Below are 26,006 nucleotides of genomic sequence, written 5' to 3'. Positions count from 1 at the left end.
CTGATCGCTTTCCGGCCCGTAGGGTCCGCGCTACCGCCCGTGGGGGAAGTCCGGTCGAAACCCGGCGCTGACCCGCAACGGTAGGCCGAGCACCCCGCTCGGCGAGCCCGATCACCCGTGGGCGGTGGGAAGTAGCTCCACTCCTGCCGTGGTCTGCGGGACGGTGCGCCGGCCTGCCGCGAGCGGGTGCCGGCCGACCGGTCGAGGCCACCTGCCCGAAAGGCGACCGGTGACCTCGACCAGCAGTCCGACCCGGATCGATCGCACCCCGGCCGGCCGCGAACCACCCACGCCACGCCGGCCGTCCACCACGGTCCTGTGCCTGGTCCTCACCGCCGTCCTGGCCGGTTCGGTCGTCTGCGGTGTCGCGTTGGGGCCGGTGAGCATCCCGTTCGGCGACGTCCTCCGCTTCCTCCGCGCCGCCCTCACCAACGGCCCGATCGACGCCTCCGAAGCGGGCCCCTACCGGATCGTGTGGGACATCCGCCTGCCGCGCGTCCTGCTCGCCGCCGTCGTCGGCGCGGGTCTCTCGACAGTCGGCGTCGCGATCCAGGCCATGGTCCGCAACGCCCTCGCCGACCCGTACGTCCTGGGCATCTCCTCGGGCGCGAGCGTCGGCGCCACCGCCGTCGCGACCACGGGCCTGTTCGCCTCCCTCGGCATCTACGCCCTGTCCACGGCCGCGTTCCTGGCCGCCCTCGCCGCGATGGCCATCGTCTACCTCGTCGCCGGCCGCAACCTCACCCCGCTGCGCCTCGTGCTCACCGGCACCGCCATGGCCTACGGCTTCTCCGCCATCGCCATGCTGCTGGTCTTCCAATCACCACGCGGTGAAGCCGCACGCGCCGCCATGTTCTGGCTGCTCGGCAGCCTCGGCGGCGTCACGTGGGCGTCACTGCCGATCGCCGCGGCCGTAGTGCTCGCCGGCACCGTCTACCTCCAGAGCCGCGCCAAGCACCTCAACGCCCTCTCCATGGGCGACGAAACCGCCATCACCCTCGGCATCGACGTCTCCCGCACCCGCAAGGTGCTCTTCCTCGTCACCGCCGCCATGACCGGCGTCCTGGTCGCGGTCAGCGGCGCGGTCGGCTTCGTCGGCCTGATGCTGCCGCACCTGGTCCGCCTCACCGTGGGCGCGGACCACCGCAAGGTGCTCGCCGTGGCACCGTTGGCCGGCGCCTGTTTCCTCATCTGGGTGGACGTCGCCGCACGCCTGCTCGCCGCCCCCGAAGAGCTGCCCCTCGGCGTCATCACCGCCGCACTGGGCGTGCCGTGCTTCATCCTGCTGATGCGCCGCCGCGGCTACGTGTTCGGCGGTCGCTGATGGACGTCCGACTCGACCACGTCACCGTCGACAACATCCTCCACGGCATCGACCTGCACGCGCCCGCAGGCGAGGTGCACGGCATCGTCGGCCCCAACGGCAGCGGCAAATCCACCACGCTCCGCTGCGTCTACCGCGCCCTCGAACCGTCCGGGGGAGTGGTCCGCCTCGACGGCCGGGACATCGCCGGCACCAAGATCCGCGACACCGCCAGGGACCTCGCCGCGCTCACCCAGGACAGCCACGTCGAATTCGACTTCACCGTTGCCGAAGTAGTCGCGATGGGACGGCTCCCGCACCGCACCACCCCGCGAACGGACGCCGAAATCGTGGCCGGAGCACTGTCCCGAGTGGACGCCGAACACCTCGCCGACCGCAGCTTCCTCAGCCTGTCCGGCGGCGAACGCCAACGCGTCCTCATCGCCCGAGCCCTGGCCCAGCAGCCCGAAGTCCTCGTCCTGGACGAACCCACCAACCACCTCGACATCAGCCACCAACTCGCGGTGCTGACCGTGGTCCGCGCCCTCGACGTCACCGTCCTCGCCGTCCTGCACGACCTCAACCTCGCCGCCGCCTACTGCGACCGCCTGCACGTGCTCGACCACGGCCGGGTGGTGCGCAGCGGCACGCCCGAGGAAGTGCTCACCCCCGAAGTGCTGCACGAGGTGTTCCACGTCCGCGCCCACGTCGTGCGCCACCCCACCAGCGGCGTTCCCCAGCTGCTGTTCGAACACCAGGAGGTTCAGTGAAGAGGCTCGTCGCGTTGACCATGGTCCTGCTCACGGCGGGCTGCGGCGCCCGGATCGAGCCGACCGCGGCGACGGACACCGTCACCGTCACCAACTGCGGCCGGCAGGTCGAGTACGCCACACCGTCCCGAGTGGTCACCAACGACACCGGCATCACCGAACTCATGTTCGCGCTGGGCCTGGCCGACCGCATGGCCGGTTACGTGATCGGCGGCGGGCAGGCCGACGACGTCGACTCGTCACCGTGGAAAGCGGACTTCGAACGCGTGCCGAACCTCGGCGAGCAGATCACCAAGGAACTCGTCCAGGGCGCGAAAGCCGACCTCGTCTTCGCCGGCTGGAACTACGGCTTCTCAGAGAGCACCGGCTTCACCCCCGACGCGCTCAAGGACCTCGGTATCGCCACCTACCAGCTCACCGAGGCGTGCCGGAACGGTGTGGGCAAGCAGCGCGGCATCATGCCGCCGCTGGACGCCCTCTACACCGACCTGCGCAACCTGGGCAGCATCTTCGGCGTGGAGGCCAAGGCCGAGGAGCTGATCGCGGGCTACCAGAACCAAGTCTCGGCGGCCGAGAAGCTCGTCCGGCACAAGCGCCCGAAGGTCTTCCTCTACGACAGCGGACTCGACCAGCCGTTCACCTCGGGCCGCAACGCCGCGCCGCACGACATCATCGGCAAGGCGGGCGGCGACAACATCTTCGGCGACCTCGACGACAGCTGGACCACGGTCGGCTGGGAGGCCGTCGTCGCCCGCGACCCGGAAGTGGTCCTGATCAACGACTACGCGGACGGACAAGCGACCACACCGGACGAGAAGCGGGCGTTCCTGGAGTCCTACCAACCACTCGCGGACGTGCCCGCGATCAAGGACAAGCGCTTCTTCGTGCTGCCCTACGCGGCCCTGGTGGAGAGCCCGCGCAACCCGGCCGCGATCGAGGCGTTCGCCAAGTTCCTCGCCGAAAGCTGAACCGCGGTAGCTGAACCGCGATAGCTGAACTGTCGGTAGCTGAACTCAAGATATGGGACAACCCGTCCGTGGCTTGGTATCGGCGGGCGGGTTGTGGCACCATCAGCGGCGTGGCTCTCCACACCGTGATCATTATTTCTGAGCGCGCCGGCTAGTGCTCCCTAGCACCCGGCGCGCTGACCTCTCGCATCCTGCGGGGGGTCTTTTTGTTTTCCAAGATCTCTAGGAGCCCCCTCGTGACCCCCCTCGGCGATTCATTCCACGTCTTCGACACGACCTTGCGGGACGGTGCCCAGCGCGAGGGCATCTCCTACTCGGTCAACGACAAGCTGGCCGTGGCCCGACTGCTCGACTCGCTGGGTGTGGGCTTCATCGAGGGCGGCTGGCCGGGCGCCATGCCGAAGGACACCGAGTTCTTCGCCCGGGCCGCCGCGGGGGAGCTCACGCTCAAGCACGCGCAGCTCGTCGCCTTCGGCGCCACCCGCAAGGCAGGCGTCAAAGTGCAGGAAGACGCGCAGGTCAGGGCACTGCTGGACGCGCAGACGCCGGTCGTGACGCTGGTCGCCAAATCGGACCGCAGGCATATCGAACTCGCCCTGCGCACCGACGTCGCGGAGAACTGCGCGATGGTCCGCGACACCGTCCGGTTCCTGGTGGACGAGGGCCGCCGCGTCTTCCTCGACGCCGAGCACTTCTTCGACGGCTTCGCCTTCGACCCCGACACGTCACTGCGCGTGTTGGAGTCCGCAGTGGAGGGTGGCGCGGACGTCGTCGTGCTGTGCGACACCAACGGCGGCCAGCTGCCCCTGGGCCTGGCCGAGACCGTCGCCGACGTGGTCGCCCGCACGGGCTTCCGGGTCGGCATCCACTGCCAGGACGACACGTCCTGCGCGGTGGCCAACACCATCGCCGCGGTGCAGGCCGGGGCGACGCACGTCCAGTGCACGGCGAACGGCTACGGTGAGCGAGCGGGCAACGCCGATCTGTTCGCGGTAGTCGGGAACCTCGTGACCAAACTCGGCCTGCAGGTGCTACCGCACGAATCGCTGGCCGAGCTCACCCGGGTCTCCCATGCGTTGGCCGAAATCGCGAACATCGCACCCGAAGCCCACCAGGCCTACGTCGGGTCGTCGGCTTTCGCCCACAAGGCGGGGCTGCACGCGAGCGCGATCAAAGTGGATCCGGAGCTGTACAACCACATCGACCCGGACACCGTCGGCAACGACATGCGGGTGCTGGTCACGGAGATGGCGGGTCGGGCCAGTCTCGAACTCAAGGGACGTGAGTTCGGGATCGACCTGACCCGCCGGCCCGAAGCGCTCACCAACGTGGTGCGCAAGGTGAAGGACCTGGAAGCGGGCGGCTGGTCGTTCGAGGCCGCCGACGCCTCCCTGGAACTGCTCATCAAGGACGAGCTGTCCGAACTGGACGTGCCACCGTTCGTGTTGGAGTCGTACCGGGTAGTGCTCGACCACCACCAGGACGGCGTGATCGTGTCCGAGGCCACGGTGAAGGTGCACGTGGCCGGTGAACGCGTCATCGCCACCGCCGAGGGCAACGGCCCGGTGCACGCGCTGGACGCCGCGTTGCGCAAGGCGTTGCTGCCCCACCTGTCCTGGCTGGACGCGGTGGAGCTGACCGACTACAAGGTCCGCATCCTGTTCGACCAGCACGGCACCGACGCCGTCACCCGCGTGCTGGTGGAGTCCAGCGACGGCGAGCGCGAGTGGACCACCGTGGGCGTGCACGGGAACATCGTCGAGGCCAGTTGGCTGGCCCTGTGCGACGCGCTGGTGCACAAGGCGAGCCGGCTCACCCCGTCACGAGGGTGAACCCCGGGGACGTCCAGTGGCGTTTCGAGCTGCCGGGTTAGGGTGATCTCCGTGCGCATTGCCCGTATCGCCCAACCCGACGGCCTCGCCTTCGCCGCGATCGAAGGCGAAGGCGACGACCTGACCGCGGTCGAGATCGCCGACGAGCCCTTCGCCAACCCGACCTTCACCGGTCGGCGTTGGCCGTTGGCCGACGTCCGCCTGCTCGCCCCGTTCCTGCCGCCCAAGATCGTGGCCATCGGCCGCAACTACGCCGAGCACGCCGCGGAACTGGGCAACGAGGTGCCCGACAACCCGCTGATGTTCCTCAAGCCCAACACCACGGTGATCGGCCCGAACGCCGAGATCAAGCTGCCCGCCGTGTCCGAGCGGGTGGACTTCGAGGGTGAGCTGGCGGTGGTGATCGGCGTCGGCGGCCGGGACATCCCCGCCTCACGCGCCCGCCAGTCCATCCTCGGCTACACGATCGCCAACGACGTCACCGCGCGCGACCTGCAGAAGGCCGACGGGCAGTGGACGCGGGCCAAGGGCTTCGACACGTTCTGCCCGCTGGGACCGTGGGTGGAGACCGAGTTCGACGCGTCCGACGTGGCCATCCGCACCGTGGTGGACGGCGTGGTCAAGCAGGACTCGCGGACCTCGCTGCTGCTGCACGACATCCCCGAGCTGATCGAGTACATCTCGGCGGTGATGACCCTGCGACCGCTGGACGTGATCCTCACCGGCACGCCCGCCGGCGTCGCTCCGCTGACCGCCGGGCAGACCGTCTCGGTGACCGTCGAAGGCCTGGGCACGCTGACGAACACCGTCACCAACCGCTGACGCGGTCGCTCAACTCCGCTCGATGTGTTCGGGCGCGCGCCGGGCGAACCCCGGTGCGTGCTCGGGCCGCAGCCCGATCGCCACCAGGTAGCCGGGCACCACCTGCAACCGCGGGAACCGCTGGAGCAGCCGGATCGGCAGGGGCACCTTGCCCTGCGCGACCCCGGACGTGCCCGCCAGCGTCGGCTTCAGGAACGAGTCCTGGATGCGCCGCTGGACCGCCTGCGTCACCGCGGTCGGCAACCACCGCCTGCGCCGCACCTTCGCCAACACCTTCGGGCTCAGCTCACCCCGCCGCAGCGGCGCGGCCACGATCGTCGCGGCGGCCACCGCGTCCTGCACGGCCAGGTTGATGCCCACACCACCGATGGGCGACATGGCGTGCGCCGCGTCACCGATGCACAGCAACCCGTCACGGTGCCAGCGCCCCAACCGGTCCAGCTTCACGTCCAGCAGCTTCACGTCGTCCAGCGACTCGACCGCCTCCATCCGCTCGGCCAGCCACGGCACGAGTTCCGCCATGCGCCGCCGGAACGCCGCCACGCCCTCGGACCGCAACAACTCGTCGGTGCCCTTGCGGATCAGGTAGGCGCACTGGAAGTAATCGCCCCGGTTGATCAGCACCAGCCCGTGGCCACGGCCGAACCGGCCCGTGGCGCCGCTCAGCTCACCCGACTCGCGCGGCACCCGGAACCACCACACGTCCATCGGCGCGCCGAACTTCCGCACCGGCAGCCCGGCCTGCTCGCGCACCAACGAGTGCCGCCCGTCGGCCGCGATGACCAGATCCGCCGCCAGCTCACCGGTCCCACCGCCCGCCGTGCGGTAGCGGACGCCGGTCACCTTGCCGTTCTCCTTGAGCAGGCCGGTGAACTCGGTGTTCATCCGCAGCTCGAACGACGGTTCGCGCTTGCCCGCGTCGGCCAGCAGGTCCAGGAAGTCCCACTGCGGCACGAACGCGATGTGCTTGTGCGGTCCGGGCAGCCGCTTGAGGTCGGCCATCGTCTGCGGCCCGCTGTCCAGCAACACCTGCATCCGGTCGACCAGCTGGTGCGGCACGTCCGCGAACGACGGACCGAGCCCCAGCTCGTCCAGCAGCGTCAGCGTGGACGCGTGCACCGTGTCGCCGCGGAAGTCGCGCAGGAAGTCGCCGTGCTTCTCCAGCACCGTCACCTCGACACCGGCCCGGGCCAGCAGCAACCCGGCCACCATGCCCGCCGGGCCGCCTCCGACGACCGCGACACCAGTCCTCTCCATGATCCACCTCTCACGTTTTCAACACCAGTTGAATAAACTCAGGATGCTCCTGAGCGGGGCACAGGTCAAGCCCGATACGCTGATCGGGTCATGAGCGCATCAGCAGCATCTCCAGAGGTCCGCGTCCGGTTCTGCCCGTCGCCGACCGGCACGCCCCACGTGGGGCTCATCCGCACCGCCCTGTTCAACTGGGCGTACGCCCGCCACACCGGCGGCTCAGTGGTGTTCCGGATCGAGGACACCGACGCGGCCCGCGACTCCGAGGAGTCGTACCTCTCGCTGCTGGAAGCCATGCGCTGGCTGGGCCTGGACTGGGACGAAGGCCCCGAGGTCGGCGGACCGCACGCGCCGTACCGGCAGAGCCAGCGCCGCGACATCTACGTCGACATCGCCAAGCGCCTGTTCGAGGCCGGCGAGCTTTACGAGTCGTTCTCCACGGCCGAGGAGATCGAGGCGCGCCGCAAGGCCGCCGGGCAGGACCCGAAGCTCGGCTACGACGGCTACGACCGCGGCCTGACCGAGGAGCAGAAGTCCGCGTTCCGCTCCGACGGCCGCGAACCCGTGCTGCGCCTGAAGATGCCCGACGAGGACATCACGTGGGTCGACGTCGTGCGAGGGGAGATCACGTTCAAGGCGGGCAACACGCCCGACCCGGTGCTGGTGCGCGCCAACGGCGACCCGCTGTACCCGTTCGTGAACCCCGTGGACGACGCCCTCATGGGCATCACGCACGTGCTGCGCGGTGAGGACCTGCTCCCGTCCACCCCGCGCCAGATCGCGCTGTACCAGGCGTTGATCCGGATCGGCGTGACGTCGTTCACGCCGAAGTTCGGGCACCTGCCGTACGTGATGGGCGAGGGCAACAAGAAGCTCTCCAAGCGCGACCCGCAGTCGAACCTGTTCCTGTACCGGGACCGCGGCTTCCTGCCCGAGGGCCTGCTGAACTACCTGGCGCTGCTGGGCTGGTCCATCGCCGACGACCGCGACATCTTCTCGGTGGCCGAGCTGGTCGAGGCGTTCGAGCTGGAGAAGGTCAGCCTCAACCCGGCCCGCTTCGACCTGAAGAAGGCCGAGGCGATCAACGCCACGCACCTGCGCGCGCTGCCCGTCGAGGACTTCGTCAGCCGCGTGCTGCCCTACCTGATCAAGGACGAGGTGCTGCCGCCCGAGCCGACCGAGGAGCAGGTGGCCCTGCTGGCCGGCGTCGCGCCGCTCGTGCAGGAGCGCCTGGTCGTGCTGTCGGAAGCGTCCGGGATGGTCCGGTTCCTGTTCGTCGCCGAAGAGGACTTCGCCCCGGAGGAGGACTCCGCGGCCAAGGCGTTGGGCCAGGACGCCCGGCCGGTCCTGGAGGCGAGCATCAACGCCCTGGAATCGCTTCCGGAGTGGACGGCCGCCTCGATCGAGGAGGCGCTGAAGGTGTCTCTTGTGGACGGAATGGGCCTCAAACCGCGCAAGGCCTACGCCCCGGTGCGGGTTGCCGTGACGGGCCGTACCGTCTCGCCTCCGCTCTACGAATCCATGGAACTGGTCGGTCGAAGTCGCTCGATCGGGCGATTGCGTCGCGCGCTCGGGGCAATCTGACTGGTGCGTTCGGGCGGTTGTGCGATGCTTGACCGTGCAAGAACCGTCAGATATCACCTCTCTGGTCGAGTCGGACGAGGGGTGACCGCACCTAGCCTCACGGGGTGACAACCGCAGCCCCGACTTTCACCCCTCGGAGAACCGGCGAGATCCGGGCCGTGTGTCTGGACGTCGACGACACCCTGGTCGACTACAGCACCTCGTCCCGGGCCGCCCTGGCCGCGATGGTCGGCAACGCCGACGCCTGGCCGCTGTGGCAGCGCATCACCGACGAGCACTGCGAACGCCTCCTCGCCGGCGAACTCGAATACGAGACGATGCGCAACATCCGCACGCGCGCCTTCTTCGCGGCCCTCGGCGAGGAGTTGGACCAGGACGAGGCGACCCGCCGGGAACTGCGCCGGCAGGAAGTCCTCGCGTCCGGCTGGCGGCTGTTCCCCGACGTCGTCCCGTGCCTGGAGTGGCTGCGGGCCACCGGTCTGCCCATGGCCGCCGTGAGCAACGCCTCAGGGCGGCACCAGCGGGTGAAAATCGCCTCGCTCGGGCTCACCCAGTACTTCGACACCGTGCTCATCGCCGGCGAGGTCGGCGCCGCCAAACCGGACCGCGTGATCTTCGACACCGCGTGTGCCGACCTGGGCGTGGACCTGGGTGACACGGTGCACATCGGCGACCGCCTGCACGCCGACGCGATCGGCGCGCGTGACGCGGGCATGAAGGGCGTGTGGCTGAACCGCCAGGGCCCGCGCGAGGGCGCGCTCCCCGTGGGCATCTCCGCCATCAGCAGCCTCGCTGAGCTGCCCGAACTGCTCGTCTGCGAGCTGTCCGCCGCCTCGGCGTGACCCCGATTTCCGTTCCGCCGGGGACGTGGTCTAGTATTCCTCCCGGCGGAACGGACAGCCCCCAAAGCCACGGACAAGCGCCTGGCGGTCGGGTAAGTTGATCGGGAAACCATTGGGGTATGGTGTAATTGGCAGCACGACTGATTCTGGTTCAGTTAGTCTAGGTTCGAGTCCTGGTACCCCAGCTGCAAGGGTCAAAAGTAGATGTGCTAGACTACTTCCCGAGCAACGCAGGACAGCAAGAGAAGATCTGATAAAGTAAATACAGAAGTTCCTGGCCCCGTCGTCTAGCGGCCTAGGACGCCGCCCTCTCAAGGCGGTAGCGTGGGTTCGAATCCCATCGGGGCTACAGACCGGAAGACCCTTGTTCTGCGTAAGCAGAACAAGGGTCTTTTCGCATTTCACATTGGGGGTCCGACCCCCAAACCCCGGGCAGGAGGGCTTCGCCCCTGCACCCCTGCCCCCGACCCCTGCACCCCCGCCACTGGTCGGGTGGCGGGGGTGCGTGTGGTCTACAGGCGCGTCTGGAGGGCCTCAGCGGCTGCTAGGAGGTCTGCGGCCCACCGTGCGCCCGGACGGCGCCCCATGCGGTCAATGGGGCCGGAAACGGACACCGCCGCGACCACGGAGCCCGTGCTGTCCCTTACCGGCGCGGAAACGGAAGCGACTCCCGGTTCTCGTTCCGCGACGGACTGTGCCCATCCACGACGCCGGACCTCCAACAATGTCCGTTCGCCGTAAACGGCATCGGCGAGAACGGAACGTTGAGTTCCCGGATCGGCCCACGCGGCCAATACCTTCGCACCCGAACCGGCCGTCATCGGCAATCGCGCGCCGATCGGCACGGTGTCGCGCAAACCACTCGGTGGTTCCGCGGAGGACACGCAGATCCGCTGCATCCCGTCCCGCCGGTACAACTGGACGCTCTCTCCCGTGATGTCGCGCAACCTCGGCAACACCGAGGACGCCGCGTCGAGCAACGGGTCGGTTGCCCCGCCCGCCAACTCGCCCAGTGCCGCGCCCGGACGCCAGCGACCGTCCGAACCCCGTCGCAACAACCGGTGCACCTCGAGCCCGACCGCCAACCGGTGCGCGGTAGCCCTCGGCAAGCCCGTCCGGTTGCACAACTCGGCGAGCCCACACGGATCCTTTGCGACGGCGTTCAAGACAGCCACTGCCTTGTCCAGCACGCCGATCCCGCTATGCTGTCCCACAAGCCGATACTAACTTCCCACTGTCTGGGAAGTCCAGATCTATCGACTGTCCAGATCTTGGGAGAGTTGCGATGAGCCGCACGCTCGCGGAGAAGGTGTGGGAAGCACACGTCGTGCGCCACGGCAGTGGCGCCGAGCCGGACCTGCTCTACATCGACCTCCACCTGCTGCACGAAGTGACCAGCCCGCAGGCGTTCGACGGCCTGCGCCTGGCGGGGCGACAGCTCCGCCGCCCCGACCTCACGATCGCCACCGAGGACCACAACGTCCCGACGATCGACATCGAGCTCCCGATCGCCGACCCGGTGTCGCGCACGCAGGTCGAGACACTGCGCAAGAACTGCGCGGAATTCGGCGTCCGGCTGCACCCCATGGGCGACGCCGAACAGGGCATCGTGCACGTCGTGGGCCCGCAGTTGGGCCTGACGCAGCCCGGTATGACGGTCGTCTGCGGTGACAGCCACACGTCCACGCACGGCGCGTTCGGCGCCTTGGCGTTCGGCATCGGCACGTCCGAGGTGGAGCACGTGATGGCCACCCAGACGCTGCCGCTGCGGCCGTTCAAGACCATGTCCATCACGGTGGACGGCGAGCTGAAGCCCGGCGTCACGGCCAAGGACATCATCCTCGCGGTGATCGCGAAGATCGGCACCGGCGGCGGCCAGGGCTACGTCCTGGAGTACCGGGGGCGCGCGATCGAGGCGCTGTCCATGGAAGCCCGCATGACCGTGTGCAACATGTCGATCGAGGCGGGCGCCCGCGCGGGCATGATCGCGCCGGACCAGACCACGTTCGACTACGTCCAGGGCCGTCCGCACGCGCCGACCGGCGCGGACTGGGACGCGGCCGTCGAGTACTGGAAGACCCTGCGCACCGACGACGACGCCGAGTTCGACGCCGAGGTCCGCCTCGACGCCGACGAGCTCACGCCGTTCGTCACCTGGGGCACCAACCCCGGCCAGGGCCTGCCGCTGAGCGCCAGCGTGCCCGACCCCGAGACCATCGTCGACGAGAACGAGCGCGTGGCCGCGGAGAAGGCACTGACGTACATGGGGCTGACCGCGGGCACCCCGCTGCGCGACATCCACGTCGACACGGTGTTCCTCGGCTCCTGCACCAACGGCCGCATCGAGGACCTGCGCGCGGCGGCGGACGTCCTGCGCGGGCACAAGGTCGCCGACGGGGTACGGATGCTCGTGGTGCCCGGTTCAATGCGGGTTCGCGCGCAGGCCGAATCCGAGGGACTGCACGAGGTGTTCCTGGCGGCCGGCGCGGAGTGGCGCCAGGCCGGCTGCTCGATGTGCCTGGGCATGAACCCGGACCAGCTCAAGCCGGGCGAGCGCAGCGCGTCGACCTCCAACCGAAACTTCGAGGGCAGGCAGGGCAAGGGTGGCCGCACCCACCTGGTTTCGCCACTCGTGGCCGCCGCCACCGCCGTGCGGGGCACGCTCTCGTCGCCCGCCGACCTGGTCTGAGGGAGTTCTACGAACATGGAAGCGTTCACCACGCACACCGGGGTCGGCGTTCCGCTGCGCAGGTCCAACGTGGACACCGACCAGATCATCCCGGCCGTCTACCTCAAGCGCGTGACCCGCACGGGCTTCGAGGACGGCCTGTTCGCCGCCTGGCGCGGCGACGAGCAGTTCGTGCTCAACCAGGAACCGTTCCGGGCGGGCAGCGTGCTGGTCGCCGGGCCGGACTTCGGCACCGGGTCGTCCCGCGAGCACGCCGTCTGGGCGCTCATGGATTACGGCTTCCGGGTGGTCATCTCCTCCCGGTTCGCCGACATCTTCCGCGGCAACTCGGGCAAGCAGGGCCTCGTGGCCGCCGAGTGCTCGCAGTCCGATGTCGAATTGCTCTGGAAGCTGCTGGAGAACGAGCCCGGCACCGAGGTGACCGTCGACCTGACGAACAACACCGTTGTGGCGAAGGACTTCACCGCGCCCTTCACGGTCGACGAGTACACCCGCTGGCGGCTGCTGGAGGGATTGGACGACATCGCGCTGACCCTTCGGCACGCCGATGACATCACCGAGTTCGAGCAGCACAGGGCGACTTGGTTGCCCACTACCGATCCGCTGCCCGCAGGGTGACTCGAAGGGGTCGGATTCCCCTCCGAACAGCGGGAATCCGGCCCCTTCGAACCCTCCGGGGCCGCTGAGGTGTCCCTCGACAGGTCGTAATTGCCCACGCCACAACGGAAAATCTGGCGTGGCGATTGGTATTTCCTTGCATATGGGCTTACCGTGGGCAATCAGTCGGCCCGACTAGGGCCGTGAGCGTCCTGGGAGGGACTGAAGGTGAACAAGGCCCAGCTCATCGAGGCGCTCGCCGAGCGCCTTGGCGACAAGAAGAACGCCGCTGCCGCTGTCGACGGGCTCGTCGACGTCATCGTCCGCAGCGTCCACAAGGGCGAGAAGGTCAACATCACCGGTTTCGGGGTGTTCGAGAAGCGTGCCCGTGCGGCCCGCACCGCTCGCAACCCGCGCACCGGTGAGACCGTGAAGGTCAAGAAGACCAACGTTCCCGCGTTCCGCGCGGGTTCGACGTTCAAGGACGTCATCAGCGGCACGAAGAAGCTGCCGCGCGTCACGGCCGCGAAGCCCGCGGCCGGTGCGGCGGCCAAGCCGGCCGCCGCGACGAAGGCCCCGGCCACTCGCAGCACCACCGCGCGCGCCACCACTACGCGTGCGACGCGTAGCACCGGCACCGCTACGCGCGCCGCTGCGGCAGCCACGAAGGCACCGGCAACCCGCCGGACCGCCGCGGCTGCGAAGCCCGCCGCCACCGCCACCAAGGCCGCGCCTGCCAAGAGCACCGCGACCAAGGCCCCGGCCGCCGCGAAGGCGACTGCGGCAAAGGCGGCGGCTCCGGCGAAGCCGGCGGCCAAGAAGACGGCGGCCACCACCAGCACGGCGGCAAAGGCGACGCCGGCCAAGGCCACCACTGCTGCTGCCGCGAAGCCCGCGGCAGCGAAGAAGGCCCCGGCCAAGAAGAAGTGAAACCAGGCCGGGCGATCGCCGGCCAGGTAAGCAACACACACGCTCAGGGCCCGATGCGGACGCGCACCGGGCCCTGAGCGCTTTCCACCCCCCACCCCACCCTCTCAACCCCCCCAAGTCGTTCCCAACCCCGCGCGCCCCTCTTCAACCCCACACCTCCCACCTTCGGAACACGCGTGTCCTACGTTCGGAACGGCCGTGTCCTACGTTCGGAACGCGTGAGTCCTACGTCCAGGACGCGTGAGTCCCACATTCGGAACGCGTGAGTCGTACGTTCGCGTCGCGAGAGCCGAACGCTCAGGTGCCGTGAGTCCTGCGTTCAGGACCCCCGAGTTCAACGCTCGGAACACTCCGGTGGGGCAACTCGGGCACGGTGAACCCGTCACTCGGACACCGAGGAACCCACCGCTCGCGCGTGACGGAGATGCGACGGAGATGCTTCGCAAGGGTCCCCGCCAGGGGGGTCCCCAGTTCTCATACTGCCGGCGCGGTCTGACATTTCTGGCGTAACGGTTGCCGCCTGTGGACAACTCAATGTGCTCAAGTGAACCCGTGCCGTGACCCGACCGGCCGAGTCACGGCGCGCGAGTGGCCGATTCGGCGAGTTTGAGCGAACGAAGCGCGGGAATCAGGTAGTGGGAGTCGGCAGAGCGGTCGGGAAGTAGTGCGCCGAGACGAGCCTCGGCCAGGAGGTGTGCGAGTCCGAAGTGGACCACCCCGGCCCCGGTCGGCGGAACGCCAGCAGCCACGTGCTGCCCTTCTTGCACGGCGTCCCGCCCAACGACAGACCGCCCAGGTCGGCGAGGGTGGACACGATGTCCGGGATCACCCCGCCCTGGCTGCACACGACCGGCGTGCCCACCCCGTCCGCGATCTCCAGCAGCCGCACCAGCCCGGCCTCGCGGTCCGGCCAGTACCCCTCCTCGGACAGCCGGGGTTCCAGCAGCACGCCCAAGCCCAAGTCCTCCGCCACCCCCTGAACGGTCTCCACGCACCGCACCCGGGGCGCGGAGTGGACCCGAACCGGCTTCCACAACGGCAGCATCGCACCCAACCCCGACGCCTGCCGCCACCCCGCCGAACTCAACGGCCGCAGGTCGTCGTCACCCTGCCAGTGGTCCCGCTTGCCCGCCTTCGCGTGCCGCACCAGCAACACCGTCGCCAAGTCCGCGGGCGCCGCCGTGAAAGCCGCCAACACCGACCGGTCCTCGTCCCGCGTCACCAAGGAACCCGCCTCGGCGAACGGCACCCACCGCAGCTCGTCGACCTCGTCGGACGGCACGAACGCCCCCGACTCGGCCCGCGCGCTGAAGTAGTCCACCACTTTCGGCTTGCCGAAAGCCTCGTACGACGCCTGGCACAGGTACCGCCCGAGCACGGCGTGGAACCCCGTCTCCTCCAGCACCTCCCGCACCGCCGCCGCGGGCACCGTCTCGCCGGGGTCCACCTTCCCCTTCGGCAGGGACCAGTCGTCATAACGCGGCCGGTGCACGACGGCCACGCAACCATCGCGCCACAGCACGGCGCCGGCAGCCCGGATCAACGACTCACCCCAACGCGCGGTGGCCGCGCAGCATCTCGGTCTGGTGGTCGCGCACGCGCGACCCGTCCGCCGGCGACGCCTCCCACTCACCGTCGGGCTGCAGCACCCAGCACCGCGTGGTGGGTTCCATCGCCGAGTCCATCATCGCGTCCAACTGCGCGGTGAGCTTCGGGTCGGTCACCCGCACCTGCACCTCGACCCGCCGGTCCAGGTTGCGGTGCATCATGTCGGCGCTGCCGATCCAGTGCTCGCCGCACCCGACGAAGTGGAACACCCGCGAGTGCTCCAGGAACCGGCCGAGGATCGATCGGACGTGGATGTTCTCCGACAGCCCCTTGATGCCCGGCTTCAACGCGCACACCCCGCGCACCACCACGTCCACCTGGACGCCCGCCTGCGACGCCCGGTACAGCGAGTCGATGACCTGCTCGTCCACCAGCGAGTTCACCTTGATGCGCACACCGGCGGGCTCACCGGCCCGCGCGTGCTCGATCTCCCGCTCGATGCGCTCCACGATCCCGCGTCGCACCCCGTAAGGCGCGACCAGCAGGCTGCGGTAGTGGTCCTGCCTGGCGTACCCGGTGAGGACGTTGAACAGGTCGGTGAGGTCCGCGCCGATGGTCGGCTCGGCGGTGAGGATGCCGATGTCCTCGTACAGCCGCGCCGTCTTCGGGTTGTAGTTGCCGGTGCCGATGTGGCAGTAGCGCTGGATCCGCGAGCCCTCCTGCCGCACCACCAGCGAGGTCTTGCAGTGCGTCTTGAGCCCCATCAGGCCGTAGACGACGTGCACGCCCGCCTTCTCCAGCTGGCGCGCCCACTTGATGTTCGCCTGCTCGTCGAACCGCGCCTTGATCTCCACCAGCGCCACGACCTGCTTGCCCGCCTCGGCCGCGTCGATCAACGCGTCCACGATCGGGGAGTCGCCCGATGTGCGGTACAGCGTCTGCTTGATGGCCAACACCCGCGGATCGGCCGCCGCCTGCTCGATGAACCGCTGCACGGAGGTGGAGAACGAGTCGTACGGGTGGTGCACCAGCACGTCACCTTCGCGCAGCGTGGCGAAGATGCTCTTGGGCGTCTCGCGTTCGCCGAACGCCGAGTGCGTCGCGGGCACGAACGGCGCGTCCTTGAGCTGCTTGCGGTCCACGCTGTAGAGCTGCCACAGGGACGACAGGTCCAGCAGACCGGGCACTTGGACGACGTCGTGCGGATCGACCTCCAGCTCCCGCAGCAGCCGTTCCAGCATGTGCTCGGTCATGTCGTCGGCGATCTCCAGCCGCACCGGCGGACCGAACCGGCGCCGCGCCAGCTCCCGTTCCAGCGACTTGAGCAGGTCCTCGTCCTGGTCCTCCTCGACCTCCAGGTCCGCGTTGCGGGTCACCCGGAACGCGTGGCACTCGATCACCTGCATGCCCGCGAACAGCTCGCTCATGTGCGCCGTGATCAGTTCCTCCAACGGCAGGAACGTCGCCGTCGGGCTGGTGCGGTCGCTCTCCACCCGGACCAGGCGCGGCACGTTGTCCGGCACCTTGATGCGCGCGAACCGCTCCGCGCCGCCCTCCGGGTCGCGCACCGTCACGGCGAGGTTCAGCGACAGGCCGGAGATGTAGGGGAACGGGTGCGCGGCGTCCACGGCCAGCGGCGTGAGCACCGGGAACACCTGGTCGGTGAAGTAGTTCGACAGCCGCAGCTTCTCGAAATCGGTCAGCTGCGCCCAGTTGACGATGCTGATCGCGTGCTTCTCCAGCTCCGGCTGGACGTGGTCGAGGAACGCCCTGGCGTGCTGCTCGACCAGCTCCTGGGTGCGCTTGGCGATGCTGGACAGCTGTTCGCGCGGGGTGAGCCCGTCCGCGCTGCGCACCGACAGGCCGGTCTCGTCGCGGCGCTTCAGGCCGGCGACCCGGACCATGTAGAACTCGTCCAGGTTCGAGGCGAAGATCGCCAGGAACTTCGCCCGCTCCAGCAGCGGCTGCGAGGCGTCCTCGGCCAGCGCCAGCACCCGGGCGTTGAAGTCCAACCAGGACAGTTCCCGGTTGAAGTACCGGTCGTCGGGCAGGTCGGCCTGCGCCTCGGTGGCCGTGGCGGCGGGCGGTGAGCTGGGGAACGACCGGGTCGTCGCGTCCGCCGCCTGCTGCGCCGCCGTCGTGCCCGCACGTGTGCCGCCGCCGCGTCGGGTGGCCGGGCGCGGTCGTCGGCGGGGAGTGCTCGCAGCGGGCGTGGCCCGCGGCGTCCTCGTCCGTCGTTTCGGCGCGGGCTGCTCGGGAGTGTTGTCCGTGCTCACGATCAGCATTGTTCCCCACATCGGGCGACTCCGCGCTGATCGGAGCCGACGATGAAGTGAACTCCCCGTCACACCGGCCGCAGCACACCCATCACTTCACCCGCGGTATTGCGCACGAGAGTGACTCGTTGGCCTGCGCGCAGTGACCGCCAACCACCCTCCGCGACCGCTTCGGCCGACACGTCCATCAGCACACCGTCGTCCCGCAGCACGGTCGCTGAGCCGTCCGGATGATGTGCGCTCACCGTCGCCTGCTCGGTCACGTGCTTTGTCACCAGCCAAAGCTAGCCGATCGGAGCCAGTGGCCGATCAGGCGTTGTTGCCACATCAGCGACGACTCCGTTACTGAAAGAAGGAGCGGTCGGGTTGCGAGGTTGACTGTTGGTGCTGATGTTTTCGCCGGGGTTCTTGGGATCGAGGCTGTGGACGACTGTCCGCTGAGATCTCCGCCGCACACCGCGGTCTCAGCCGCACACAGGTGTCATAGCCGTGGCCGTGCGCGTGCCGAGGCCCAGGTCTGCCGCGAGCCGCAAGTCCTCCGCGGTGTCCACGTCGTGGCGCAGCGACGGCCAGGGACCGACCAGTGCCGTCGCATCGGAGGCCGCGTGCGCCGCCGCCGAGCCCACACCGAAAGCCGGGGCGAGGTCACCGCCGGCTGAAGACAGCAGCAGCGTCGTGCCCGTGCCCTGACGGTCCGGGCAGAACGACCGGCCGCGAGCCGCCGCCAGAGCCGCCCCCAACTCGTCCGTCCGCAACGCCGGCAGGTCCGCCTGCAAAGCGCCCACCACCGACCCCGCGTCACGAGAGCGCAGCACCCCGAACCCGAACCGCAGCGCCTCGTTCAACCCCTCCGGCCCGGCCACCGACTCCACCCCCAGCGCCCGCAGTTCCAGCGCCACCGCCGGGTCGGACGTGACCGCCAACACACCGCGCACCACCGGCAGCGCCGCCGCGATCGTGTCCAACGCGAACGCCAGCGCCAGCGCCGGCCGGTCCAGCCGGGCGCCCACCAGCCGCGTTTTGGCCCGGTCCAGGGTCTTGACCGGCACCACCAGGTCCACTTCGGCTCCCACCCCGCCATACTCCCCGATGCCGGCTGGACCTGGCCGGGGGCTCCGAGGAAGACTCCAGGTCCACGACGAAGAGGGAGTGCACGTGGCCAAGGAGAAGGGCGGCTTCTGGGTCGGGTTCGCCGCGGCGATCTTCTACCCCGCCACCGCGCTGATGGCGCGGCGGCGCATCGAGGGCGCCGAGCACGTCCCCAAGACGGGCGGGGCGCTCGTCGTGATGAACCACGTGTCCCACCTGGACCCGGTCTACGACGCCGTCTTCACGCACAAGCAGGGCCGCGTGCCGCACTTCCTCGCCAAGCACAGCCTGTGGAACGTCCCGGTCCTCGGCGCCGTCCTCAAGGGCGCCCGGCAGATCCCGGTCTACCGCGGCACCGCCGACGCCCAGCAGAGCCTCCGCGCCGCGCACGACGCACTGGAACAGGGCCTGATCGTGATCATCTACCCCGAGGGCACGATCACCCGCGACCCGGACGGCTGGCCGATGACCTCGCGCACCGGCGTGGCCCGGCTCGCCCTGGAGCACGACGTGCCCGTGCTGCCCGTCGCCCGCTGGGGCACCCGTGACGTCTACGACCACTACCGCAAGAAGTTCCGCCCGCTCCCGCGCAAAGCGGTGGTGACGAAGGTCGGCCCGCCGATCGACCTGTCCGCCTACCGGTCCCAGCCGCAGAGCATCGCGTTGCTGCGCGAGGTCACCGACGTGCTGATGAACGAGGTGAAGGGCCTGCTCGCGGACATCCGCGAGGAGCAGGCGCCCGACGGCTTCTACTCCAAGAAGGCCTGACGTGGACCGGGTCGCGGTGCTGGGCGCCGGGTCATGGGGCACCGCCTTCGCCAAGGTGCTCGCCGACTCCGGCACGGACGTGGTGCTGTGGGCGCGGCGCCCCGAGGTCGCCGACGCCATCTCGAACAGCCGGGTCAACACCGACTACCTGCCGGGCGTCACCCTGCCCGGCAACCTGACCGCCACCTCCGACGCCGAGAAGGCGTTGGACGGCGCGCAGGCCGTGGTGCTGGCGGTGCCGAGCCAGACGTTGCGCGCGAACCTGAGCGGCTGGCGTTCCGCGCTGCCGGCGGACGCGACGCTGGTGAGCCTGGCCAAGGGCGTGGAACTGGGCACGTTGAAGCGGATGAGCGAGGTGATCCGCGAGGTCGCCGGCGTGCCGGAGGACCAGGTCGCGGTGGTGTCCGGGCCGAACCTGGCCAAGGAGATCGCGGCCGAGCAGCCGACCGCCACGGTCATCGCGTGCACCGACCACGACCGCGCGGTCGACCTCCAGCACGCGTGCTCCAACTCCTACTTCCGGCCTTACACCAACGTGGACGTGGTGGGCTGCGAGCTCGGCGGCGCGTGCAAGAACGTCATCGCGCTGGCCTGCGGCATGGCGGCGGGCATGGGGTTCGGCGACAACACGATGGCCTCGATCATCACCCGCGGCCTCGCCGAGACCGCACGGCTGGGCGCGGCGCTGGGCGCGGACCCGTTGACGTTCGCGGGTCTGGCCGGTCTGGGCGACTTGGTGGCCACGTGCGCGTCGCCGCTGTCGCGCAACCGGTCGTTCGGGGAACGGCTGGGACGCGGCGACACGCTGGCGCAGGCGCAGGAGGCCGCGCACGGGCAGGTCGCCGAGGGCGTGAAGTCGTGTTCGTCCATCCGCGAGTTGGCCGCGCAGGTCGGGGTGGACATGCCGATCACCGAAGGCGTGCACCAGGTGTGCCACGAGGGCCTGGACCCGCGCGTGCTGACGGCCGCGCTGCTCGGGCGTGAACGGAAGGCGGAACGGCAGTGACCTGGGGCGACGGCACGCGCGTCGTCCACTCGACGCCGGCCGCGCCGGCCGCGCCGGGGGAGCCGTTCCTGGCGGGACCGGTGTTCGCCTCGGCCTACCACCTGGGCGGCGAGGACACGTACGGCCGGGCGCACAACCCGACGTGGCGCGCGTTGGAGGTGGCGCTGGGCGGGTTGGACGGCGGCACGACCGTGCTGTTCCCGTCCGGCATGGCGGCGATCTCGACGTTCCTGCGCGTGGTGCTCAAGCCCGGTGACGTCGTGGTGGTGCCGAGCGACGGCTACTACCTGACCCGCACGCTGGTCGCCGAGATGCCGGTGGGGGTGGTCGAGGTGCCGACCGCCGGGCCGTACCCGTCGTTCGACGGGGTGCGGCTGGTGCTGCTGGAATCGCCGTCCAACCCGGGGCTGGAGGTGTGCGACATCGCGGCACTGGCCGAAGCCGCGCACGCGGCGGGCGCGCTGGTCGCGGTGGACAACACGACCGCGACGCCGCTCGGCCAGCAGCCGCTGCTCCTGGGCGCGGACGCGGTGCTGAGCAGCGACACGAAGGCCGTCGCCGGGCACAGCGACGTGCTGCTCGGTCACGTGTCCACCTCGGACCCGGCGTTGGCGGAACGGGTGCGCGCGGCGCGGACGACCGGTGGCGCGATCCCCGGCCCGTTCGAGGCGTGGTTGGCGCACCGCGGCCTCGGCACGCTGGACCTGCGGCTGAGCAGGCAGGCGGCGAACGCGGCGGCCCTGTACGACGTGCTGAAGGCGCACCCGGCGGTCACCGGGCTGCGGTGGCCGGGCGCGCCGGAGGACCCGGCGCACGAGGTCGCGTCGCGGCAGATGCGGCGGTTCGGCGGGGTGCTGACGTTCGAGTTGGCGGGTGTGGACGCGGTGGCCGCGTTCCTGGAGCGCTCCCGGCTGGTGTTCGCGAGCACCAGCTTCGGCGGCCTGCACACCAGCCTGGACCGGCGCGCTCAGTGGGGCGACCCGGTGCCCGAGGGCCTGGTCCGGCTGTCCGCGGGCTGCGAGGACACCGCCGACCTGGTCGAAGACGTGTTCCAGTCCCTCTGATGGGTCCATTTCGTGGGACGTGGTTGCGCGGTGACGGGGGTGCTGCCACTCTCGTCAGCATGTCTTTCCGCGCCATGATCGACGGGCGGGGTCACATCGACCTCAGCCTCGTCGCCAGCGCGCTCTGTCTTTCTCGGTGATCGTCCCGCGTCCCGCGAGCCCCTGAGGGTTCGCTCACTTCCGCGCACTCACCCCGAGAAGGAACCATGTTCGCCGTTCCGGAGAACACCATCGCCCTGCCCCAGTCGCACGCCGCGCTGCACCCCGTGCGGATCGCGCTCGACACGGCGGCACGGCGGGAGCGCTGGGCCCACCTGCTCCGCTACGACCCCGACACCCGCTTCGCCGCGCTGGTGGAGAAGACCGACGAGCAGGAGGTGTGGCTGATGAGCTGGTTGCCCGGCCAGCACGCCGACCTGCACGACCACGGCGTGACCACCGGCGCGTTCACCGTGGTCAGCGGCTCGTTGACGGAGATCGTCACACCGGGCCCGACCCAGGTGCTGCACCACCTCGTCGCCGGGCAGTCGCGGGTGTTCGGCCCCTCGTACGCGCACCAGGTGCGCAACGACGGCGTCGACCCCGCCGTCACGATCCACGTCTACCGCGACGGCGGGCGCACCATGCGGCCGGTCCGGTACGACCCGGTGTCGGGGACTACGTCCGTGCGGTGACGTGCGGCGGCACGTCCCAGTCGCCGATCAGCAACGGGTCCGACTCGGGCTCGCCCCAGACCGTGCGCACCGGCAGCACACCCGCCCACTTCTCGTTGCGCACGACGTCCTCGGGCTCGTCGCCGGGCGGGCTGCTGCGGATCTTCACCGACGCCTCGGCGAGGTCCAGCGACAGCACGGCGGTGGCGGCGAGTTCCTTCGGCGTCGGTTGGCGGGCGTAGTCCCAGGAGCCGGGCGCGATGTGCTCGGTGATCACGCGCAGGCCGTGCCGCTTGGCGTCGTCACCGGTGACCGGGAGGGCCGTGCCGTGGATGACGGCGGCGCGGTAGTTCATCGAGTGGTCGAACACCGAGCGGGCGTAGACGACGCCGTCGAGGATCGTGACGCCGACGCACACCGGCACGCCGGTCGCGGCCTGGCGGAGGCTGCGCGCGCCGGTCGATCCGTGCAGGTAGAGGGTGTCGCCGTCGCGGCCGTAGCCGGTGGGCAGCACGAGCGGCGCGTCGTCCACGACGACGGCCAGGTGGCAGACGAGGGCGGCGTCGAGGACCGCGTGCAGCGCCTCGCGTTCGGTCACGGCGCGGTTGCGTCCCCGCTTGATGGTGCTGCGGTCCGTCGGTGACAGCGTCATGCGGTCAGCTTTTCGGGTAAAGTGGACTCCTTCAAGAACCAATTCTCGGCGTTCTGAGGAGGCCACTTGTCGGAGACGGCACTGGCGGTCGTGCTGGACCGCACGTCGGCCGAACCGTTGGCCGTTCAACTCGCGGTCGCCCTGCGTGCGGCGGCGGCCGACGGACGGCTGCGCAGCGGTGACCGGCTGCCCTCGACGCGGGCGTTGGCCGAACGGCTCGGCGTGAGCCGGACCGTGACGGCGGCGGCGTACGAGCAGCTGCACGCCGAGGGCTGGATCGCGGGGCGGCACGGTTCCGGGACGTACGTGACCACGACGCCGCCGGGTGCGTTGAAGTCGCGGACCCGGCGTGCTGCCGTGGCGGCTGTGCCTGCCGACGTGGTCGATCTCGCGCCGGGGGCGCCTTGGGCCGAGGGGCTGGATCGCGCGGCTTGGCGGCGGGCTTGGCGTGCGGCGGCGGACGTGCAGCCGATGTTCCGGCCGGCTCGGGGTGGGTTGCCGGAGTACCGGGCGGTGGTGGCGGAGCACCTGCTGCGGCACCGGGGGTTGGCGGTGCGGGGTGGGTTGCGGGAGGAGCTGGTGCTGGCGACCGGCGGGACGACGGCGGCGTTGGTGGAGCTGGGGTCGGCGGTGCTGCGGCCCGGTGACGCGGTGGCGGTGGAGGAGCCGGGGTACCAGCGGGCGGTGTGGGCGTTGCGGTCGGCCGGGGTGCGGGTCGTGCAGGCGCCCGTCGACGCCGAGGGGTTGCTGGTGGAGGCCGTGCCGCCGGGGGTGCGCGGGGTGTACTGCTCGCCCGCGCACCAGTACCCGTTGGGTGGGCGCATGTCGGCCGCGCGGCGGGTGGCGTTGGTGGAGCGGGCGCGTGCGGAGGGGTGGTTGGTGGTCGAGGACGACTACGACGGCGAGCTGCGGTACGACGTGGCGCCGTTGCCGTTGTTGGCGGCTCTGGCTCCGGACGTCGTGGTGCACCTGGGTACGACGAGCAAGATCCTCACCCCGACCCTCGGCGCCGGCTGGATGGTCGCGCCGGAACCGATCGCCGCCGAAGTCCTCGCGCACCGCGACCGGACCGGCACCAGCCCGTCCGCGGCGGGCCAGCGAATCCTGGTGGAGCTGGCGCGCAACGGCGACCTGGGCCGGCACCTCCGCAAGCTCCGACGTGAACTCTCCGAACGCCGAGCCCTGCTCTCGGCGGCCTTCGCCGACGCGGGCATCCCCGTGCTGGGCGACGACGCCGGCGCGCACATCGTCGTGCCGCTGTCTTCCGCGCAGGCGGAACGCGACGTCCTGGCCGAGGCCCACGACCACGGCCTGCGCCTGGACGGCCTGAGCCGCCACCACGCCGGCCGCCCGAAGGTCCACGGCGCCGCCATCGGCTACAGCGCCTGCTCCCGCGACCAGCTGACCTCCGCCCTCCCAACCCTGATCCGCATCCTCAACGCCCCCACCCACGCATCCTGAACGCTCAACTCGGGCGTCCCGAACGTAGGACACGCGCGTTCTGAACGTTGGACACGCGCGAGAGTCGAACGCTCAGGTAGGTCGAGTTCAACGTTCAGGTCGGGTTGGGCGCGTTCTGAGTGTTGAACTCAGGGGGCCTGAGGGTTCGACTCTCGGGGGTTGGGGTGGGGCGGATTCGGTGCTCGGGTGGGCGAAGGTCGGTGGGTGGGTTACGCCATCCGGGTATGGTCCGAGCCATGACACAGCGCAAGACCAAGGTCGCCGTGGTGTTCGGTGGGCGCAGCAGTGAGCACATGGTCTCCTGCCTGTCCGCCGGCAGTGTCCTGCCGCACCTGGACCGGGACCGGTTCGACGTCGTGCCGGTGGGCATCACCGACGCCGGCGCGTGGGTGATCGGCGCCGACGACACCAAGGCGCTCGAGGTGCGCGACCGGCGGTTGCCCACTGTCAACTCGCTGGTCCCGGTGTCCGGCACGGAACTCGTGCCGGTCGCGCCGAACGACGTGCTGGCCGACGTGGACGTGGTGTTCCCCGTCCTGCACGGCGCGTGGGGCGAGGACGGCACCATCCAGGGCCTGCTGGAACTGGCGGACATCCCGTACGTGGGACCGGGCGTGCTGGCCAGCGCGGTCGCCATGGACAAGGAGTTCACCAAGCGCCTGCTCAAGGGCGTGGGCCTGCCGGTCGGCGAGTTCGCGGTGCTGCGCCGCGAGCAGGACACGTTGACGGAGGAAGACCGGGAACGGTTGGGGCTGCCGGTCTTCGTGAAGCCGGCGCGCGCCGGGTCGTCGGTGGGCATCTCCAAGGTCGTGGACTGGGCCCACCTGGACAGCGCGATCGCCCTGGCCCGCAAGACCGACCCCAAGGTGATCATCGAGGCCGCCGTCTCCGGCCGCGAGGTCGAGTGCGGTGTGCTGGAGTTCCCCGACGGCCGGGTCGAGGCGTCGCTGCCCGCCGAGCTGCGCATCGTCGGCGGTGAGGTCGACTGGTACGACTTCGACGCCAAGTACCTCGACGACGTGTGCGAGTTCGACATCCCGGCCAAGCTGGAGGAGCACGTCGCCCGCGACCTGCGCGAGATGGCCGTCACCGCGTTCCGCGCGCTGGACTGCCAGGGCCTGGCCCGGGTCGACTTCTTCGTCACCGACTACGACGAGCTCGTCGTCAACGAGGTCAACACCATGCCCGGCTTCACGCCGATCTCGATGTACCCGCGGATGTGGGCCGAGACGGGCATCGACTACCCGACCCTGCTGACCACGCTGGTCGACACCGCGATCGCCCGCGGCACCGGCCTGCGTTAACCCGTGGTGCGCACGGGGCCCTTGGCGAGCGTGTCTCGGATCGTGGTCGAGATGTCCTGCAGGGGTCCCGTGCCCGCGTCCGACGGCACGGTCAGCGCCACGTACACCGGCCGGTCCACCACGTACCAGGTGGACGACCCGGCCTCGGACACCACCAGCCAGTCCACGTCGGAGATCGTCCGCAGCTCGGAGGTCGGCGTGAGGTCAGCCGGACGGTCCAGACCACACCGCAGCACGACCGGCTCGTGTTTCGCGTCACCCCACGCCAAAGCCCCGGCGGGCGCGGACGACGCCAACTCCCGCCGCGGAAACGTGGTGCCGTTCGACACCAGCTGCATCGGCAGGCCGCTCAACAGCGCCTTGCACTCGTCCGATTCGGCCTTCGGGGCCGGCACGGGCACCAGCGCGACGGGTCCGGAGCGTTCTGCGGACGGGTCGGCGGGGTCGTCCTTGCCACCCGCGCCGAGGAAGAGGCCCACCGCCGCGACACCCGCCGCGAGCAGCGCCGGCAGGCCCAAGGCCACGGCGAGCAGCGGACGGGGGAGCAGCGACGCGGGTTCCGGTTCCTGTGCCACCCGGTTATGACAACACGGA

Annotated in this window: 24 protein-coding genes and 2 tRNA genes; 18 read left to right on the top strand and 8 right to left on the bottom strand. The window is 70.1% G+C overall.

Going from position 1 to position 26,006, the window contains the following annotated elements; all coding sequences use genetic code 11:
- Positions 1–229 precede the first annotated feature (229 nt).
- The 5 genes from ALI22I_RS32695 to ALI22I_RS32675 all read left to right on the top strand — a co-directional run bounded on the left by ALI22I_RS32695 (position 230) and on the right by ALI22I_RS32675 (position 5,695).
- Positions 230–1,324, top strand: coding sequence for a FecCD family ABC transporter permease (locus ALI22I_RS32695; protein ID WP_443216989.1), 1,095 nt, complete (start codon positions 230–232; stop codon positions 1,322–1,324).
- Positions 1,324–2,073, top strand: a complete 750-nt coding sequence (locus tag ALI22I_RS32690; RefSeq protein WP_143532555.1) for a heme ABC transporter ATP-binding protein — start codon at positions 1,324–1,326, stop codon at positions 2,071–2,073. The genes ALI22I_RS32695 and ALI22I_RS32690 overlap by 1 nt, the downstream gene beginning before the upstream one ends.
- A complete protein-coding gene (locus ALI22I_RS32685; RefSeq protein ID WP_077009437.1) occupies positions 2,070–3,041 on the top strand; it encodes an ABC transporter substrate-binding protein in 972 nt (323 codons plus the stop codon). The genes ALI22I_RS32690 and ALI22I_RS32685 overlap by 4 nt, the downstream gene beginning before the upstream one ends.
- A 236-nt stretch (positions 3,042–3,277) precedes the next feature.
- Positions 3,278–4,873: a citramalate synthase gene (gene cimA, locus ALI22I_RS32680; protein ID WP_238598703.1), complete on the top strand. Its 1,596-nt coding sequence runs from the start codon at positions 3,278–3,280 to the stop codon at positions 4,871–4,873.
- A gap of 51 nt (positions 4,874–4,924) precedes the next feature.
- Positions 4,925–5,695: a fumarylacetoacetate hydrolase family protein gene (locus ALI22I_RS32675; RefSeq protein ID WP_077010086.1), complete on the top strand. Its 771-nt coding sequence runs from the start codon at positions 4,925–4,927 to the stop codon at positions 5,693–5,695.
- A 9-nt stretch (positions 5,696–5,704) separates the two neighbouring features.
- Here the strand turns inward: ALI22I_RS32675 and ALI22I_RS32670 are convergent, their stop codons facing one another.
- A complete protein-coding gene (locus tag ALI22I_RS32670; protein WP_077009436.1) occupies positions 5,705–6,952 on the bottom strand; it encodes an FAD-dependent oxidoreductase in 1,248 nt (415 codons plus the stop codon).
- A 90-nt stretch (positions 6,953–7,042) separates the two neighbouring features.
- On the opposite strand from ALI22I_RS32670, the gene gltX reads away from it, so the two are divergent.
- The 4 genes from gltX to ALI22I_RS32650 all read left to right on the top strand — a co-directional run bounded on the left by gltX (position 7,043) and on the right by ALI22I_RS32650 (position 9,724).
- A complete protein-coding gene (gene gltX / locus ALI22I_RS32665) occupies positions 7,043–8,533 on the top strand; it encodes a glutamate--tRNA ligase (RefSeq protein WP_077009435.1) in 1,491 nt (496 codons plus the stop codon).
- Between the two features lie 104 nt (positions 8,534–8,637).
- The gene (locus tag ALI22I_RS32660; RefSeq protein WP_238598702.1) at positions 8,638–9,375 is read left to right on the top strand and encodes an HAD family hydrolase; all 738 of its coding nucleotides are present in this window, start codon (positions 8,638–8,640) and stop codon (positions 9,373–9,375) included.
- Positions 9,376–9,488: 113 nt separating this feature from the next.
- Positions 9,489–9,560, top strand: a tRNA-Gln gene (locus ALI22I_RS32655).
- 91 nt (positions 9,561–9,651) lie between these two features.
- Positions 9,652–9,724: transfer RNA gene (locus ALI22I_RS32650), tRNA-Glu, on the top strand.
- Between the two features lie 163 nt (positions 9,725–9,887).
- Here the strand turns inward: ALI22I_RS32650 and ALI22I_RS32645 are convergent.
- Complete coding sequence (locus tag ALI22I_RS32645; protein WP_077009433.1) at positions 9,888–10,589, bottom strand: IclR family transcriptional regulator; 702 nt, start codon at positions 10,587–10,589, stop codon at positions 9,888–9,890.
- 71 nt (positions 10,590–10,660) lie between these two features.
- Here ALI22I_RS32645 and leuC point away from each other — a divergent pair, with 71 nt between their 5' ends.
- The 3 genes from leuC (at position 10,661) to ALI22I_RS32630 (ending at position 13,591) form a co-directional block, all read left to right on the top strand.
- Entirely contained in the window at positions 10,661–12,064 is a 1,404-nt protein-coding gene (gene leuC, locus ALI22I_RS32640; RefSeq protein WP_077009432.1) for a 3-isopropylmalate dehydratase large subunit, read from the top strand.
- A gap of 15 nt (positions 12,065–12,079) precedes the next feature.
- Complete coding sequence (leuD, locus tag ALI22I_RS32635; RefSeq protein WP_077009431.1) at positions 12,080–12,682, top strand: 3-isopropylmalate dehydratase small subunit; 603 nt, start codon at positions 12,080–12,082, stop codon at positions 12,680–12,682.
- 207 nt (positions 12,683–12,889) lie between these two features.
- Positions 12,890–13,591 (top strand): HU family DNA-binding protein, encoded by a 702-nt coding sequence (locus ALI22I_RS32630; protein ID WP_077009430.1) that lies wholly within the window; start codon positions 12,890–12,892, stop codon positions 13,589–13,591.
- A 628-nt stretch (positions 13,592–14,219) separates the two neighbouring features.
- On the opposite strand, the gene ALI22I_RS32625 is transcribed toward ALI22I_RS32630, so the two are convergent.
- From ALI22I_RS32625 to cofC, 4 genes are all read right to left on the bottom strand, one after another.
- Positions 14,220–15,131: an NUDIX hydrolase gene (locus tag ALI22I_RS32625; protein ID WP_143532624.1), complete on the bottom strand. Its 912-nt coding sequence runs from the start codon at positions 15,129–15,131 to the stop codon at positions 14,220–14,222.
- A gap of 7 nt (positions 15,132–15,138) precedes the next feature.
- Positions 15,139–17,424: an RNA degradosome polyphosphate kinase gene (locus ALI22I_RS32620; RefSeq protein WP_077009428.1), complete on the bottom strand. Its 2,286-nt coding sequence runs from the start codon at positions 17,422–17,424 to the stop codon at positions 15,139–15,141.
- Positions 17,425–17,483: 59 nt separating this feature from the next.
- Complete coding sequence (locus ALI22I_RS32615) at positions 17,484–17,690, bottom strand: hypothetical protein (RefSeq protein ID WP_143532554.1); 207 nt, start codon at positions 17,688–17,690, stop codon at positions 17,484–17,486.
- A 189-nt stretch (positions 17,691–17,879) separates the two neighbouring features.
- The gene (gene cofC, locus ALI22I_RS32610) at positions 17,880–18,488 is read right to left on the bottom strand and encodes a 2-phospho-L-lactate guanylyltransferase (RefSeq protein WP_077009426.1); all 609 of its coding nucleotides are present in this window, start codon (positions 18,486–18,488) and stop codon (positions 17,880–17,882) included.
- Positions 18,489–18,570: 82 nt separating this feature from the next.
- Between cofC and ALI22I_RS32605 the strand changes: the two genes are divergently transcribed.
- From ALI22I_RS32605 to ALI22I_RS32590, 4 genes are all read left to right on the top strand, one after another.
- Complete coding sequence (locus tag ALI22I_RS32605; protein ID WP_077010085.1) at positions 18,571–19,272, top strand: lysophospholipid acyltransferase family protein; 702 nt, start codon at positions 18,571–18,573, stop codon at positions 19,270–19,272.
- Position 19,273: 1 nt separating this feature from the next.
- Positions 19,274–20,278 (top strand): NAD(P)H-dependent glycerol-3-phosphate dehydrogenase, encoded by a 1,005-nt coding sequence (locus ALI22I_RS32600; protein WP_077009425.1) that lies wholly within the window; start codon positions 19,274–19,276, stop codon positions 20,276–20,278.
- On the top strand, positions 20,275–21,342 hold the full coding sequence (locus ALI22I_RS32595; RefSeq protein WP_077009424.1) for a cystathionine gamma-lyase: 1,068 nt from the start codon (positions 20,275–20,277) through the stop codon (positions 21,340–21,342). Before ALI22I_RS32600 ends, ALI22I_RS32595 begins: the two co-directional genes overlap by 4 nt.
- Positions 21,343–21,548: 206 nt before the next feature.
- Entirely contained in the window at positions 21,549–22,016 is a 468-nt protein-coding gene (locus tag ALI22I_RS32590; protein WP_077009423.1) for a cysteine dioxygenase, read from the top strand.
- Here ALI22I_RS32590 and ALI22I_RS32585 read toward each other — a convergent pair.
- Positions 22,000–22,647 carry a pyridoxamine 5'-phosphate oxidase family protein gene (locus ALI22I_RS32585; RefSeq protein ID WP_077009422.1) on the bottom strand — a complete coding sequence of 216 codons (648 nt, stop codon included), beginning with the start codon at positions 22,645–22,647 and terminating at the stop codon, positions 22,000–22,002. The two genes, ALI22I_RS32590 and ALI22I_RS32585, sit on opposite strands and share 17 nt — an antisense overlap.
- A gap of 66 nt (positions 22,648–22,713) precedes the next feature.
- Between ALI22I_RS32585 and pdxR the strand changes: the two genes are divergently transcribed.
- Both pdxR and ALI22I_RS32575 read left to right on the top strand, forming a co-directional pair.
- Positions 22,714–24,108, top strand: a complete 1,395-nt coding sequence (pdxR, locus tag ALI22I_RS32580) for a MocR-like pyridoxine biosynthesis transcription factor PdxR (protein ID WP_077009421.1) — start codon at positions 22,714–22,716, stop codon at positions 24,106–24,108.
- Between the two features lie 236 nt (positions 24,109–24,344).
- Positions 24,345–25,412, top strand: coding sequence for a D-alanine--D-alanine ligase family protein (locus ALI22I_RS32575; protein WP_077009420.1), 1,068 nt, complete (start codon positions 24,345–24,347; stop codon positions 25,410–25,412).
- Here the strand turns inward: ALI22I_RS32575 and ALI22I_RS32570 are convergent.
- A complete protein-coding gene (locus tag ALI22I_RS32570; protein WP_077009419.1) occupies positions 25,409–25,987 on the bottom strand; it encodes a DUF3515 domain-containing protein in 579 nt (192 codons plus the stop codon). The two genes, ALI22I_RS32575 and ALI22I_RS32570, sit on opposite strands and share 4 nt — an antisense overlap.
- Positions 25,988–26,006 lie beyond the last annotated feature (19 nt).

The sequence above is a fragment of the Saccharothrix sp. ALI-22-I genome (assembly GCF_001984175.1).
In the GTDB taxonomy this organism is placed as follows: domain Bacteria; phylum Actinomycetota; class Actinomycetes; order Mycobacteriales; family Pseudonocardiaceae; genus Actinosynnema.
Note: the sequence above shows the minus strand (reverse complement) of the source record. Positions and strands in the feature narration are given on the sequence as shown.

What these genes read in the sequence shown, in the direction of transcription:
- ALI22I_RS32690 (WP_143532555.1), top strand. Translation starts at nt 1,324, where the DNA reads ATGGACGTCCGACTCGACCACGTCACCGTCGACAACATCCTCCACGGC.
- ALI22I_RS32670 (WP_077009436.1), bottom strand. Translation starts at nt 6,952, where the DNA reads ATGGAGAGGACTGGTGTCGCGGTCGTCGGAGGCGGCCCGGCGGGCATG.
- gltX (WP_077009435.1), top strand. Translation starts at nt 7,043, where the DNA reads ATGAGCGCATCAGCAGCATCTCCAGAGGTCCGCGTCCGGTTCTGCCCG.
- leuC (WP_077009432.1), top strand. Translation starts at nt 10,661, where the DNA reads ATGAGCCGCACGCTCGCGGAGAAGGTGTGGGAAGCACACGTCGTGCGC.
- leuD (WP_077009431.1), top strand. Translation starts at nt 12,080, where the DNA reads ATGGAAGCGTTCACCACGCACACCGGGGTCGGCGTTCCGCTGCGCAGG.
- ALI22I_RS32620 (WP_077009428.1), bottom strand. Translation starts at nt 17,424, where the DNA reads ATGCTGATCGTGAGCACGGACAACACTCCCGAGCAGCCCGCGCCGAAA.
- ALI22I_RS32590 (WP_077009423.1), top strand. Translation starts at nt 21,549, where the DNA reads ATGTTCGCCGTTCCGGAGAACACCATCGCCCTGCCCCAGTCGCACGCC.
- ALI22I_RS32585 (WP_077009422.1), bottom strand. Translation starts at nt 22,647, where the DNA reads ATGACGCTGTCACCGACGGACCGCAGCACCATCAAGCGGGGACGCAAC.
- ALI22I_RS32575 (WP_077009420.1), top strand. Translation starts at nt 24,345, where the DNA reads ATGACACAGCGCAAGACCAAGGTCGCCGTGGTGTTCGGTGGGCGCAGC.